At 31.8% G+C, this 13,919-nt stretch carries 14 protein-coding genes; 2 read left to right on the forward strand and 12 right to left on the reverse strand.

All coding sequences use genetic code 11. The features are described 5' to 3' along the window. The 8 genes from AB8B90_RS03030 to rsgA form a co-directional block, all read right to left on the reverse strand. On the reverse strand, positions 1–634 hold a 634-nt coding region (locus AB8B90_RS03030), incomplete at its 3' end, for an S-adenosylmethionine:tRNA ribosyltransferase-isomerase (RefSeq protein ID WP_405333502.1). Between the two features lie 74 nt (positions 635–708). Further along, the gene (locus AB8B90_RS03035; protein WP_405333504.1) at positions 709–1,935 is read right to left on the reverse strand and encodes a 3-phosphoshikimate 1-carboxyvinyltransferase; all 1,227 of its coding nucleotides are present in this window, start codon (positions 1,933–1,935) and stop codon (positions 709–711) included. Between the two features lie 2 nt (positions 1,936–1,937). After that, a complete protein-coding gene (locus tag AB8B90_RS03040; RefSeq protein ID WP_405333506.1) occupies positions 1,938–2,264 on the reverse strand; it encodes a nucleotide pyrophosphohydrolase in 327 nt (108 codons plus the stop codon). 2 nt (positions 2,265–2,266) lie between these two features. Next, positions 2,267–4,291: a hypothetical protein gene (locus tag AB8B90_RS03045; RefSeq protein ID WP_405333507.1), complete on the reverse strand. Its 2,025-nt coding sequence runs from the start codon at positions 4,289–4,291 to the stop codon at positions 2,267–2,269. A 16-nt stretch (positions 4,292–4,307) separates the two neighbouring features. Continuing rightward, positions 4,308–6,212 carry a DUF3857 domain-containing protein gene (locus tag AB8B90_RS03050; protein ID WP_405333509.1) on the reverse strand — a complete coding sequence of 635 codons (1,905 nt, stop codon included), beginning with the start codon at positions 6,210–6,212 and terminating at the stop codon, positions 4,308–4,310. A gap of 64 nt (positions 6,213–6,276) precedes the next feature. Then, positions 6,277–6,795, reverse strand: coding sequence for a metal-dependent hydrolase (locus AB8B90_RS03055; RefSeq protein ID WP_405333511.1), 519 nt, complete (start codon positions 6,793–6,795; stop codon positions 6,277–6,279). Next, a complete protein-coding gene (gene dtd / locus AB8B90_RS03060; RefSeq protein WP_405333513.1) occupies positions 6,795–7,247 on the reverse strand; it encodes a D-aminoacyl-tRNA deacylase in 453 nt (150 codons plus the stop codon). Before dtd ends, AB8B90_RS03055 begins: the two co-directional genes overlap by 1 nt. A 16-nt stretch (positions 7,248–7,263) precedes the next feature. Continuing rightward, positions 7,264–8,211, reverse strand: coding sequence for a ribosome small subunit-dependent GTPase A (gene rsgA / locus AB8B90_RS03065; RefSeq protein ID WP_405333515.1), 948 nt, complete (start codon positions 8,209–8,211; stop codon positions 7,264–7,266). Between the two features lie 109 nt (positions 8,212–8,320). On the opposite strand from rsgA, the gene AB8B90_RS03070 reads away from it, so the two are divergent. Beyond that, a complete protein-coding gene (locus tag AB8B90_RS03070) occupies positions 8,321–8,773 on the forward strand; it encodes a hypothetical protein (protein ID WP_405333517.1) in 453 nt (150 codons plus the stop codon). 51 nt (positions 8,774–8,824) lie between these two features. On the opposite strand, the gene AB8B90_RS03075 is transcribed toward AB8B90_RS03070, so the two are convergent. Genes AB8B90_RS03075 through AB8B90_RS03090 form a run of 4 tightly spaced genes read right to left on the reverse strand, consistent with a single transcriptional unit; the run spans position 8,825 to position 12,740 of the window. Continuing rightward, positions 8,825–9,907 (reverse strand): chorismate mutase, encoded by a 1,083-nt coding sequence (locus tag AB8B90_RS03075; RefSeq protein WP_405333519.1) that lies wholly within the window; start codon positions 9,905–9,907, stop codon positions 8,825–8,827. 8 nt (positions 9,908–9,915) lie between these two features. Further along, entirely contained in the window at positions 9,916–10,767 is an 852-nt protein-coding gene (locus AB8B90_RS03080) for a prephenate dehydrogenase (RefSeq protein WP_405333521.1), read from the reverse strand. Positions 10,768–10,770: 3 nt separating this feature from the next. Then, positions 10,771–11,916: a pyridoxal phosphate-dependent aminotransferase gene (locus AB8B90_RS03085; RefSeq protein ID WP_405333523.1), complete on the reverse strand. Its 1,146-nt coding sequence runs from the start codon at positions 11,914–11,916 to the stop codon at positions 10,771–10,773. Continuing rightward, positions 11,913–12,740, reverse strand: a complete 828-nt coding sequence (locus AB8B90_RS03090; RefSeq protein WP_405333525.1) for a prephenate dehydratase — start codon at positions 12,738–12,740, stop codon at positions 11,913–11,915. Before AB8B90_RS03090 ends, AB8B90_RS03085 begins: the two co-directional genes overlap by 4 nt. Before the next feature lie 279 nt (positions 12,741–13,019). Here AB8B90_RS03090 and gldA point away from each other — a divergent pair, with 279 nt between their 5' ends. Next, positions 13,020–13,916, forward strand: coding sequence for a gliding motility-associated ABC transporter ATP-binding subunit GldA (gldA, locus tag AB8B90_RS03095; protein ID WP_405333527.1), 897 nt, complete (start codon positions 13,020–13,022; stop codon positions 13,914–13,916). The last annotated feature ends 3 nt before the right edge of the window (positions 13,917–13,919 follow it).

The raw sequence follows: 13,919 nt of genomic DNA on the forward strand, positions 1-13,919 counted from the left end.
GTGTAATTTCCGAAAAGTCAATTCCTTTAATTTCTAAACGCTTTAATAAGTGCTTTGAGAAGTGTAAACCAGCCGTTGGCGCAGCAACTGCACCTTCTTCTTTTGCATAGATTGTTTGGTAACGCTCTTCATCTTCTGGCTCTACATCTCTTTTGATATATTTTGGTAATGGTGTTTCACCAAGTTCAGTTAACTTTCTTCTAAATTCTCTATAAGATCCGTCATAAAGAAAACGAAGTGTTCTACCCCTAGATGTTGTATTATCAATAACCTCAGCGACTAGAGTATCATCGTCTCCAAAGTATAATTTATTACCAATTCTAATCTTTCTAGCTGGATCTACTAGAACATCCCAAAGACGTTGGTCTTCGTTAAGTTCTCTAAGCAAGAACACTTCGATTCTTGCTCCAGTTTTCTCTTTATTACCATAAAGACGTGCTGGAAATACTTTGGTATTATTTAAAATCATCACATCATCCTCTTCAAAATAGTCAATGATATCTTTAAAAAGCTTGTGCTCAATGGTTTTATTTTTTCTATCTAAAACCATTAACCGAGCCTCATCTCTAATATCTGAAGGGTGTTCTGCTAATAATTCTTCTGGTAAATCAAAATTGAAGTGTGATAATTTCATTTGTTGTTTTTATTTATTTTCAAGTCGCAAATATACAATCTCAAAGTAGGCCTTGTCAAGTAAATGGACTGATTTTATTCAGAAATTTTAAATCCTAGTGTTTTAAGGTCTTCCCAAAATGAAGGAAATGACTTTGAAACGACATTAGCATCATTAATTTGAAGTGGCACTTTTAAAGCTAAAGGCGCAAATGCCATTGCCATTCTATGATCATTATAAGTATCAATTGAAACATCTTCATTTAAGCCTGAGTTTGCTTTTAAATGGAGTGAATCATCAGTGATTTCAATAAGTCCGCCTAACTTTTCTATTTCAATTTTTAATGCTTCTAATCGGTCTGTTTCTTTAATTTTTAGTGTATGTAATCCAGAAATTTTACAATCAATTCCTAACCCTAAACATGTAACAACAATAGTTTGTGCAATGTCTGGCGACTTATTTAAATTGTATGATTTAGGCTGTAAGTTTTGTGCTGTTTTTTTTAAAGTAATGGAATGCTTATTAAAAACGGTTTCAAGTCCAAAATCTTTATAAATAGAACCCAATGCTGAATCTCCTTGCAAACTATCTTGCTTATAGGAAGACAAAGTAATTTGAGTTCCAACAGGACTTAAAGCCACGATACTATACATATAGGAAGCAGATGACCAATCTGATTCTACGACTAAAGTTTGTGTTTCAACTTTTGATTTTTTTGGAAAAATCGAAATTATGTTATCTATAAATTGAGTTTCAACACCTATTTGATGTAATAAATCTAAAGTCATATTTATATAAGGTACAGATGTGATTTCTCCATGAAGTGTTAACTCTAGACCATTTTTTAGTTTAGGCGCAATGAGTAATAAAGCCGAAATATATTGGCTACTCACATTTGCTTTCAGAGAAACCTCATCTATAATGAGTTTTTTTCCTTTGATTTTTAGAGGTGGACAATCTTCACTTTCTAAATATGATATTTGTGCTCCCAAGGAATTTAATGCATCAACTAGAATTTTAATTGGTCGCTCTTTCATACGAGAAGAGCCCGTTAATACAACATTTCTTTTGTCTTGTGCTGCAAAATATGCCGTAAGAAAACGCATGGCTGTTCCTGCATGATGAATGTCTATATAATCATCTGAAGTTTGCAAAGCGTATTGCATAACTTTGGTATCATCACTATTAGAAAGGTTATCAATATTAATTTCAGGAAATAATGCCTGAAGTAATAACAATCGGTTAGATTCGCTTTTTGAACCCGTAATAGTGATTGATAAATTATGCTTAGTGATTGACGATTTTTGAAGAATCACTTTCATTATCACTTCAATTTTTGATTGTTATGATGTCTATCGTGATCACGTTTTGCTTTTTTATCCATTTTTTTATCAAAAGCATCTTGTAGGTCAATACCTGTTTGATTGGCCAGACACAGAACAACAAACATCACATCAGCAAGTTCTTCGCCTAAATCTTTATCCTTATCACTTTCCTTTTCACTCTGTTCACCATATCTACGAGCAATGATTCTAGCGACTTCACCAACCTCTTCAGTGAGCTGTGCCATATTAGTTAACTCATTAAAATAACGAACACCATGTTCATTTATCCAATTATCAACGTCTGTTTGTGCATTTTTGATGTTCATTTTTAAACCTTTTTAAGTACAATTTGTTCTGCTTGTTTTTCAACTACTTTTTCAAAAAAACCTTTAAACACGACATAATCATTAGAGTTTATATATGAATTATTGATTTCCAAAGAAATGTTCAGCTGAAGAAATTTACCGTTTTCTTTAATAACATATGTGAATTTAGCATCACCTTCTTTAAATTCAAAAATACCACTTTCGGGCAAAGATTCAACTTGATACCCTTCAGGGATCATGATATTAATGAGATATTTATCATTAAAAGGAAACACAAAGTCAATTGGATATTTTCGTTCTTCTAGCTTAAATGGACTTTCTTTAGTGGTCATGAAAAACAAGGGAGAAAAATATAAATTATCACCAATTTCATCAATACCATCGTTAAGCATATAATCATACGTCAGTTTAACAGGTTCAGTGATATTCATCCCATTTTCATACTTTATGTTTGAAATTTCAATATCACCTTTATTTTTTTCAAGCCGTTTTAAATGGGCATCTTCACTAAGTTTTGTGTTGTTTTTTCTGTAGCTAAGTGCTAAGTGATCTGTAATACTTTTTCTAACCTTTCCTTCAATAGTGAAATCGTTATTAATTTTAACATTCAGTGATGTTTGTTCTACAGATTTACCCGTAGGTCTAAGAGACACCCAGCCTGAAGAGCCATCATCTTTTATAACACGACCTTGCCAATTTAAAATACGCTGAGGTAAAGTATTAGGCATGCTAAATAAATCGGTAGCATCATACAAAGCATATGAATCTTGACTTTCAACCATACAAATTACATAATTGAAACCTTTTCGAGTTGGAAATATTGGAATACCATTATTTCTAGTACTCACTAAAACGGGATTCGCATTAACACCTTGAGATCTCAGCATTGCGATAAGTAAAAGGTTAATATCTGCAACATTACCTTCACCTTCTTTGTAGGCACTTTTTGTACCCTTGTGAGCTCTAAAACCATTTAAACCATTCCATTTCACTTTAGATTTTACAAACGACTGAAGTATAAAGGCTTTTTGAAAATCATCACCAACAGATACCACAAGAGGTTCCACTTCATCTTTAAAAAATCCTGATCGATTTAATTGATTTCCAAAATCAGATTCATCATATATAGATTTTGACACTTTCTCCCAACTTGAAGAAAATGATTTTTCAACACCACCATTTCTGTCAAGAATTGCAGATAACTCCAAACTCAATTTTGCCCTAAAGTTATTTATGTTTCCTGCAAAAGCTTCGGGTTTTAATGACGGAATATCAACTTCATTTGCCAAAATAATATTCTCCTTGTATTCAAAATTTCCTGTTGAATAACTTTTACTTCCTGAAGAGAATGTAGCAGTGCTAGCTTTAGCAGTTTGAGAATAGCTGGCTGATTTACTTGCTACAGACTCAGTTAATTTCGGATAATAAAATGCTTTTGGATTTACTTTTTTGTTATATGCATAAAATTGAGGTGTGGCAACTTTAAAATCAAACTTATCTACAGGTATTTCGTACTGAAAAATCACATCATCTATTGACAAAAATGGAGATATAATATCATAGGTGATTTCTACAATACAGCCATCCTGAATGTTTGGCATTGTAAACGTCGTAATATCCATAAAGTCATTAGCTGCTTCCTCAAAAATCCCATCTTTTTTTAATTTTTCTTTAGATACTTTACCATTATCAATATTAAAAGTGTAGCCTTTAACAGAAGCCACCTTTTCTTTGCTTCCACCACCTCCTTGATATAGATAGACCTTATCAGTAGCCCAATCGTAGCCTTCTTTATTGTAAATTTTTATACGTTTATGCACTACTCTATGTTGCTCAAAACCTGTACCATCAGAATAGTAGAAATAAATATTCTCATTTTTATATAAAATTGCTGCACTAGCGCTTGAATCTAAATGATGTTGTTTTTGATTTAATTCTTCTTTTGAAACTTTTCCGAATTTATAATCCTGTGCATTAGTTGAAAGTGCAATGCTCAAGAAAATAATTAATGTGATTAATTGCTTCATAGTTGGATGTGGTTGGTTATTTAGTTAGAACAATTTTAGTTTTATCATGTTTTACAATAGTTGACATAAAATCACGAAAGTCATTATATTCCTCTTTTGGATAATATCCTTTATTTAAAATATGTGTTCTTTTATAGACAAGTTCATTTTCTGAACGTTGTTCTATTGAAAACTTATAAGTGCCAAATTTATTTACTATTTCAAGTGGCTTAGGCATCGCTTCAACTTTAATTTCCGGAGCCAGTTTAATTACAAATTCATCAACATCTTTGTAACCTCTTTCTATTTCGAAGTCTAAAGTTCGGTTGGTATATCGTGTTGGAATACTACTAATTCTATTGAATGTGTTTGGCTGGAACAATAAACGTTTTCCGCTTTTGGTAACAAAATTAGGTGAAGACACCTCAACACTTTCAGTAAATACAATATTGTCTTTATCATTATCAAAGTTTATATTTTTAACAGATAAATTATTAATATAATCCCAGTATTCTTTAAAATACAATTCCTGATCTCTTAAAGGTTTATTTTGAATTCCCTCATGAAGTGCGTACTGATAGCCTAGCGTTTTTATGGTAACATCACCTGTAATTTCTCCATCAGCTGAAAGATTAATCTCAGCATTTGTAAGTTGTAGATTATCTTCAGTTTTGTATGCAGTTGTATGTATAATTTCTCCTCCTTGAGGCTTTATTACAAATACATCTCTATCATCTGTAAAATTAGCATTGTATCCAAATGGTGAAGTCTGACTTGTACACTCTAACCAAATATCACTTTCTTCATTTGGAAGGTAAATTATAACATGGTTAGTTTGACCAATAAATGTCACAAAATCTTCATTAATATCAACCAAATCTCCAGAGGCATAAACTCTTGTATAATATGACTCTACTCCTACAATATCTAACAATGCTTTGGTATAATTAGATAGGCCTTTACAATCGCCATATTTAACTTCATCTACTCTAGCTGCTTCGATAGGCTGTATACCGCCAATACCTTCTTGAACACTAATATATCTCGTATGGTCTTGCACATATTTATAAACAATCTTTGCTTTCTCGATTGGATCCTGGATACCCTCGACTAACTCTAGAACAGTTTTTTTTGTTAATTCTGACACTACATCTCTGTTTTGCAATAATTCATCATACATCCATTTACCTAAATTTTTCCAATTATCAGTTTTACCTCTGTAACCTTCATAAGAAAAATCTAATAAAGCGACCTCTAAACTTGGTGCAAAAGTTTCAAAAGATGGACTGTAGGCTTCAGGTTTTAAAGACATTAAATTTTCAGCTGTATAATGAAAGTCGCTATGCTTAATAATATTAAAACTATCAAGATTAATAGCTTTTGTTTTTAGTTGAGTCTCAGAATTATTAATGATTTTATATTCTGAACTTTGCGTGCTTACATAAAAGTCATTTATTGGATTCCAACTTGGAAAAAAAGCAGTACTAGTATATTCTATTTCAACTTCATATAAGATAGTATATGGATATTTATTTGGAGTATAGTCGAGGTATTTGACACGATCATCAGAATATAGTGTACCTCCACTTACAGCACTTTCATCTTCAAAATCCTTTTCTTTAAATTTCTTAATTTCTTTGCCATCTTTATCATATATCTTGGCCTCTAATACTCTTATTTTTTTACGTTTATGATAAGATTCGGCAGTTCCTTGGTGCCTCTTACCTCCCTTATTGAACACAGTAACAATACGTTTATTTTTGTAAATAAATTTATTGTAAGCTTTGATTTCAATATCAGTTTTGTCATACCTAATTACTGCATTAGATTTAACTCTTAGTTCTGATGGGATTGTTGAAGATTTAAGCAGATCGTTATCCTGAGCCACAGCAGATAACGACACAACAATGAAACTAAATAAATACAGTACGTTTTTTAGCATTTTGATTGTTAGTGAGTTGATTAATCAAAAATAAAAATAATTGAATGAGAACAAAATTTTCAGACTATTTTCTATATGTATTTTTCAAAAAAACTAGGCATAGTATCATAAGACAAGGTAACATGATATATTTCAACTCACTAAGTAAGACTTGTAATCCCCATTCTGAAAAGAATTTTTCTATGCCGATTGGTGACACTTTAATTCCTCTAAACGGAAAGAAATAGCGTTCATTATTAAATGGGATAAAGAAGCCAACACCTTCACCTCCTGAGGTCATTGCATCTAATATGCCGTGAGATAATGTAGACAGGCATAAAACACTAAAAAAAATGACACTTCTACGCTTTGCAAAAATTAAAGTTAGTATTAAAGCCCAAAGTATTGCAAAAAAGATAGAATGTGTAAATCCTCTATGACCAAACACATGTTCATAAGGAATTCCAAATTTAAAAGCTAAGACATCTGCATCTGGTAATATTGAAGAAACTACAGCTAATACTGTCAAGATTTTCAGCTCTTGATTATCTATGACTTTTGAAATTGTATAAGCTAAAATACCATGACCAAAGAGAGATGCCATTACACTTTGTTTTTAGTATCAATAATAATAGTTACAGGACCATCATTATTAAGCTCAACATTCATATCTGCTCCAAATTTACCAGTGCCCACCGATTTCCCTAAATCAATTTCAAACTGCTTTATAAAAGTTTCATATAATGGAATTGCAGTATTTGGCTTTGCAGCTTTGATATAACTTGGCCTGTTTCCTTTTTTTGTACTCGCATGAAGTGTAAACTGACTAACAATAATTGCGTCTCCATCTATCTCTTTTAATGAACGATTCATTACATTATCATCATCTGAAAATATACGAAGATTAACAATCTTATTGGATAACCACTTGATGTCTTCTAATGAATCTTCAGCTTCAACACCTAAGAGAATAAGCATTCCACTTGAAATAACAGCTAGAATTTCAGGTCCAGATGTTACACTTGCTTTAGATACTCTTTGTATTACTGCTTTCATAATTTGAAGCTATGTATTATTCTTCCCAGTTATCAGTTCTGTAATGTTCATCTTCACCTTCTAAAATTTGAAGGTAACTCCTATATCTTGAATATGATATTTCATCGTTATCTAAGGCTGCTTTCACAGCACATTTAGGTTCTTCTTTATGCAAGCAGTTATTGAATTTACACTCTTGCTTCAGTTTAAAAAACTCTGGAAAATAATCACCTACCTCTTCTTTATCCATGTTTACGACTCCAAAACCTTTAATACCAGGCGTGTCAATAATTTTAGCTCCGAAACTCAAGTCAAACATTTCAGCAAATGTTGTGGTATGTTGCCCTTGACTATGTTGTGCAGAAATAGCCTTTGTTTTTAAATCTAATTCTGGCTCAATGGCATTTACTAATGTAGATTTCCCAACACCAGAATGACCAGCAAACATGCTCACCTTATCTGTCATTAGCAGTTTTACTTTATCAATATTTTTTCCTGTTACTGCAGAAACACCAATACATTCATAACCGATTTTTCTGTATACATGAGCTAAATACTTCACCTCATCAAGTGTGGTTTCGTTATAAGTATCAATTTTATTAAACAGCAAAACTGTCTTGATTGAATACGCTTCTGAAGTGACTAAAAAACGATCTATAAAACTGGTAAATGTAGGAGGATTATCAATAGTAATCAATAAAAACACTTGATCAATATTGGATGCTATAACATGTGTTTGTTTGGATAGATTAACCGATTTACGAACGATATAATTTGAACGATCATGAATAGTATTAATGACTCCTGTTATAGTGTCATTATTGGTTTCTAATTCAAAATCGACCACATCACCTACTGCAATTGGATTCGTACTCTTTATTCCTTTTAACCTAAACTTTCCTTTTATTCTGCATTGATAGACAGCGCCAAGATTTGTCTTAACGGTATACCAACTACCAGTAGATTTGTAAACGGTTCCTGTCATATAAAAGAATATTAAGCAAAGTAACAATTTTAATTTCTATTAACCTGCTTGAAGTTTCGATCAATAAAAAAATAATATCTTAGTAACTTAATCTTTAAAACTCAACAACATGAAAAAATTAGTACTATTTGTCGCTTTAGGCTTATTATGTTTTACTGATGCTTTTGCTCAAGTAGAATATAAAATTATTACAAGCGTAGAATCTATTGTTCCTAATGGATTAGGTCGATCTAGAATTGTGTCAGCTTCAGAAGACAGGGATTATAAAGAGTTCACTTCTCAACGTTCTGATGACAAAAAAGAGGATAAAAGAAATAAAGCTGATAGAAGTGAAATCAGAGTTAAGAACTTTGAAGAAACTAAATTGTTAAACTTTTATAATATAGGTGGTATTCGTTTTCAAAATATTGCAGCAAATGATGCGGTATTAAGCTCTAAAGTAAATACAATGATAGAAGAAGGCTGGGAATTAGCATTTGTCACTAGTGCAGTTGAAAGTGCAGGAAAAGGTGATAATAATGGAATTTTTATTACTCGATTTATTTTCAAACGAAATAAATAAAACAATATGATAGATAAAAAAAGCCTCAAATATTTGAGGCTTTTTTTATTTCTAGTGATTAATAATCTTTTCTTGATGATTAATTGATTCTTGGTGAATGGCTTTAAATAAGCGTAAGATAAATTCTTCACTCAAGCCTTTTTCATCTCCTTCAAGAACCATTTTACCTAAGATTTCGTTCCATCGCTTGCTTTGTAAAACAGCAACATTTTTTTCTTTTTTAAGTTTACCAATATCATCAGCAACCTTCATTCGTTTTCCTAGAAGTTCAATCAATTGATTATCCACCACATCAATTTGGGCTCTCAAATTATTGATTTCGCTGTTGTATGCTGCTTCAGGATCTGTTTCTTTTCTAATTCTTAAATCGGTCATGATTTTCACCAAACGATCAGGAGTTACTTGTTGAGCAGCATCACTCCAAGCTTTATCTGGTGTAACGTGTGTTTCAATCATTAGTCCATCAAAATTAAGATCTAAGGCCGTTTGAGACACATCAAAAATCATATCACGTTTCCCTGTAATATGAGATGGATCGTTAATTAACGGCAAGTCAGGAAACTTCGTTTGAAGTTCAATAGCGATTTGCCATTCAGGATTATTACGATACTTAGATTTTTCATAGGTTGAAAAGCCTCTATGTATTACACCTAAATTACTAATATTGGATGACGACAGACGTTCAATAGCACCAAGCCAAAGAGGTAAATCTGGGTTTACTGGATTTTTTACCAATACAATTTTATCTGTTCCTTTTAGAGCATCTGCAATTTCTTGAACAATAAACGGACTCACTGTAGAACGTGCACCAATCCAAAGAAGATCGATATCATGTGCCAATGCTAATTCTACGTGGTTTCTATTGGCAACTTCTGTAGCAGTCTTTAATCCTGTTTCTTCCTTTACTTTTTGTAACCATTTTAAACCTAAAGCACCAACACCTTCAAAATTCCCTGGACGTGTTCTTGGTTTCCAAATTCCAGCACGATAATAGTTTACATCTGTATCTTTAAGCTCATGGGCTATTTTTAATACTTGGTCTTCGGTTTCTGCACTACATGGTCCAGCAATTACTAGAGGATGATTTAATCCTAGGTTATCTAACCATGTTCTCATTTCTTTTTTATTTTCCATATTCTTTTTTAAGCAATTCCGTTTAATATATCTTTTATATGATTTGTATTTTGCATTTCGTTATAGATTTCATCAAAATCATCAGATTCCATCAACGATTTAAACTGTTTTAAATTATTAATATACTCGTCTAGCGTTTCAATAACGTTTTCTCTATTTTGTTTAAAAATGGGTGTCCACATTGCTGGTGAACTTTTTGCTAAACGAACTGTGCTTTCAAAACCACTTCCAGCCATATCAAAAATATCACGTTCATTTTTCTCTTTTTCGATAACCGTTTTTCCTAGCATAAATGAACTGATGTGTGACAAATGTGATACATAAGCAATGTGTTTATCATGTGCTTCAGGATTCATATATCGAATACGCATACCTAAGTCTGAAAATAATTGCAAAGCTTTCTCTTGAAGTTTAAAAGTTGTCTTTTCTACTTCACATATGATATTTGTTTTCTTCTGAAACAAATTACGAATTGCGGCTTTAGGACCAGAGAATTCAGTACCAGCAATAGGATGTGTTGCTAAAAAGTTTCGTCGTTTTTCATGTTCTTCAACAGCTTTACATATAGGTTGTTTTGTTGAACCAACATCAATAACTAAAGTCGCCTCTGAAATAGCATCTAAAACTTTAGGCAATTCAGAAACCGCTTTGTCTACTGGTATCGACAAAATAACTAAATCGGCATTTCTAAGATCTTTGTAAGTAGATTTATAATCAATAATATCCAGTTGCAAGGCTTGGTCTAAATGTGAGTCGTTAGAATCAATTCCAAAAATTTTAGCATGCGTGTTAATAGACTTAATGTCTAATGCAACACTTCCTCCAATTAATCCAACTCCTATGATGTATATGTTATTCATACTTTAAGTTAATCTTTCTAAAGCTTCTTCTAATTTATCTTGAGATGCACACAGTGAAATCCTGAGATATCCTTTTCCGTTAGAACCAAAAATTGTGCCTGGTGTTATAAACACGTGTCTTTCTTTTAATATCACATCAATATATTCTTCAGCATCTATATATTCTGGTAATTTGCACCAAACAAATAATCCAGTGGCATTTTTATCGTAAGTGCATTTTAATGCATCGGCAATTTTCCAAACAATTTGTCGACGTTGCTCATATACGCTGTTCAAGCTAACAAACCACATATCTGAACAGTTTAATGCTTCAATAGCTCCTTTTTGAATGCCAAGAAACATACCTGAGTCCATATTACTTTTAACACGTAATACAGCTTTCACATATTCTGAATTTCCTAGTAACATACCCACTCGCCAGCCAGCCATATTAAACGTCTTACTTAAAGAGTTAAGTTCTAAACACACCTCTTTAGCATCTCTGTATTTTAGAATACTTCTTGGATAACGATTAAGCACAAAACTGTATGGATTATCATTTACAATTAAAATATGGTTTCGCTTTGCAAACATGATTAAATCTTCAAATAACTTATTAGTTGCATGAGCACCAGTTGGCATATGTGGATAATTCACCCACATTATTTTCACCTTATCTACACCTCTTTTTTCTAAGGCAATCAAATCTGGAAACCAATGATTATCTTCTGTCAAATCATAATGTACAGGAGTTGCACCAACTAAATTTGTCACCGATTCATAGGTTGGATAACCAGGATTAGGAATAAGCACCTCATCACCTTCATTTAAAAAAGCGAGCGAAATATGTAAAATTCCTTCTTTACTTCCCATAAGTGGCAATACCTCTGTTAATGGACTTAAAGGCACATTAAAATGTCTTTTGTAAAAATCTGTAATGGCTTCTCTTAATTGTGGAATCCCTTGATAGCTTTGATACTTGTGAGCTCCATCTTCATTAAATGTTTCAACCAATGCGTTTAAGACTCGTTCTGGCGGATTTAAATCTGGGCTACCAATTCCTAAATTAATAATTGGTTTTCCTTGTGATTTAAGTAGATTTACTTCTCTCAATTTTTTTGAGAAATAATACTCTTCAACGTTATGTAGTCGGTTAGCAATTGGTATCATAATCTTGCATTTTTATATTCTCCCAATACTTTAAAATCTTGAGCCATGATTTTCATTACGGACTTTGCTTTTTTATAATCGTTATAAGTCTCGAAAGTAACATCTACAAAAAAAGCATATTTCCAAGGAGTTTCAATTTTTGGAAGCGATTGTATCTTTGTTAAATTTAACTTACAATCACTTAAAACATTCAAAATAGTCGCTAAACTTCCTCTTTTATGGTCTAATTCAAACTTTACTGATGCTTTATTGATCTGGATCTCTGGAATTTCAGAGTTTTTAGTCTTTACAATAAAAAAACGCGTCTCATTATGTTTTATGGTTTGGATACTTTTTGACAAAATCTCCAATTGAAATAATTCTGCTGCTAACTGAGATGCAACAGCTGCGACCTGTTTTAACTGTTTAGATTGAATGCGTTGTGCAACTTCTGCCGTGTCTTTATCTTCTATTAATTTTATATGAGGATATTGTTTAAAAAAAGCTTTGCATTGAAGCAATGCCATCGGATGTGAATACACTTCCTTAATATCATTAATAGTTTGATTTGGTAATGCCATTAAATGATGCTGTATATCTAAATAGTGTTCGCCTATAATATGCAAATCATAATTATCGATTAAAGCATAATTAGGTATAATAGAACCTGCAATAGAATTTTCGATTGCCATTATTGCGGCATCGTTATTAGATTTCAAAATACTATCAACAACCTCATCAAATGTAAGGCACTCAGAAATAGACATTGATTCATCAAAAAATTGCTGTGATACAATATGATGAAATGACCCCTTAACTCCTTGTATTGCTACTGATTTTATCATAAAAAAAGTCTCGATTTTCATCGAGACTCATATTAAATTTATGTCTATAAATTATACATATAACGCCTCTCTCTTTTAGCTAAAAAAGAAATAAAACCAGTTATGATATGTACGATTTAATATATTCATGTCGTTATTAAGTTGCTAATGTAATTATTATTTCAAGAAATCAAAATTGTTATTCATTATTTTTAAGGTTTACCTTTCAGTTTTAAAGAATTCTTAATTTGAAGGTCGTCATTCGTTATAATTACTATTTTTGAATAAACTAATTGATACATGTCTATTGAAGTCGAAAACATTTCTAAAGTTTATGGTGAACAAAAAGCGTTAAATAACGTTTCTTTCTCTGTAAACAAAGGTGAAATTGTAGGTTTTTTAGGTCCGAATGGCGCTGGGAAATCAACACTTATGAAAATATTGACAACTTATATCAATGCCTCTGAAGGCAAAGCAAAAGTTAATGATTTTGATGTTTTAGACAATAAACAGTTGGTTCAAAATAGTGTTGGTTACCTTCCAGAGCACAATCCTTTATATCTAGAAATGTATGTTAGAGAATATCTATCTTTTAACGCAAATGTTTACAACACTCCCAAAACACGTGTTAATGATGTTATCGAACTAACTGGTTTAACGCCTGAAGCGCATAAAAAAATCGGACAACTTTCAAAGGGTTATCGCCAACGTGTTGGATTAGCAAATGCTCTATTACATGAACCTAATGTTTTGATACTTGATGAACCTACAACAGGTCTAGATCCAAATCAGTTAGTTGATATTAGACATTTAATTAAAACGGTTGGAAAAGACAAAACGGTGTTTTTATCAACGCATATCATGCAAGAAGTTGAAGCTATTTGTGATCGAGTAATTATCATAAATAAAGGAGAAATTGTAGCCGATAAGAAACTTAAAGATCTAAGTGATGAAAATGAGCAGACCGTTATTGTAGAATTTGATTACCGTGTGGAAGATGTATTTTTATTAAAACTACCTAAGGTGAAAACTGTAAAAAACACTCATGATTTTATTTATGAAATTACATTTGCAACTACCGAAGATATGCGTTCTCATGTATTTGATTTTGCTCATGACAATGAATTGAAAATTCTTCAACTAAATCAAAAAAATGCAAGTCTTGAAAGCTTATTTAGAGATTTAACTTCTGATTAAAAT

The organism is Psychroserpens sp. (assembly GCF_045105015.1).
In the GTDB taxonomy this organism is placed as follows: domain Bacteria; phylum Bacteroidota; class Bacteroidia; order Flavobacteriales; family Flavobacteriaceae; genus Psychroserpens.

Excerpts from the sequence above, each read along its gene's own strand:
- rsgA (WP_405333515.1), bottom strand. The coding sequence starts at position 8,211 with ATGACAGGAACCGTTTACAAATCTACTGGTAGTTGGTATACCGTTAAG.
- AB8B90_RS03090 (WP_405333525.1), bottom strand. The coding sequence starts at position 12,740 with ATGATAAAATCAGTAGCAATACAAGGAGTTAAGGGGTCATTTCATCAT.
- AB8B90_RS03055 (WP_405333511.1), bottom strand. The coding sequence starts at position 6,795 with ATGGCATCTCTCTTTGGTCATGGTATTTTAGCTTATACAATTTCAAAA.
- AB8B90_RS03040 (WP_405333506.1), bottom strand. The coding sequence starts at position 2,264 with ATGAACATCAAAAATGCACAAACAGACGTTGATAATTGGATAAATGAA.
- AB8B90_RS03050 (WP_405333509.1), bottom strand. The coding sequence starts at position 6,212 with ATGCTAAAAAACGTACTGTATTTATTTAGTTTCATTGTTGTGTCGTTA.
- AB8B90_RS03080 (WP_405333521.1), bottom strand. The coding sequence starts at position 10,767 with ATGAATAACATATACATCATAGGAGTTGGATTAATTGGAGGAAGTGTT.
- AB8B90_RS03035 (WP_405333504.1), bottom strand. The coding sequence starts at position 1,935 with ATGAAAGTGATTCTTCAAAAATCGTCAATCACTAAGCATAATTTATCA.
- AB8B90_RS03085 (WP_405333523.1), bottom strand. The coding sequence starts at position 11,916 with ATGATACCAATTGCTAACCGACTACATAACGTTGAAGAGTATTATTTC.
- dtd (WP_405333513.1), bottom strand. The coding sequence starts at position 7,247 with ATGAAAGCAGTAATACAAAGAGTATCTAAAGCAAGTGTAACATCTGGA.
- AB8B90_RS03075 (WP_405333519.1), bottom strand. The coding sequence starts at position 9,907 with ATGGAAAATAAAAAAGAAATGAGAACATGGTTAGATAACCTAGGATTA.
- AB8B90_RS03070 (WP_405333517.1), top strand. The coding sequence starts at position 8,321 with ATGAAAAAATTAGTACTATTTGTCGCTTTAGGCTTATTATGTTTTACT.
- AB8B90_RS03045 (WP_405333507.1), bottom strand. The coding sequence starts at position 4,291 with ATGAAGCAATTAATCACATTAATTATTTTCTTGAGCATTGCACTTTCA.
- gldA (WP_405333527.1), top strand. The coding sequence starts at position 13,020 with ATGTCTATTGAAGTCGAAAACATTTCTAAAGTTTATGGTGAACAAAAA.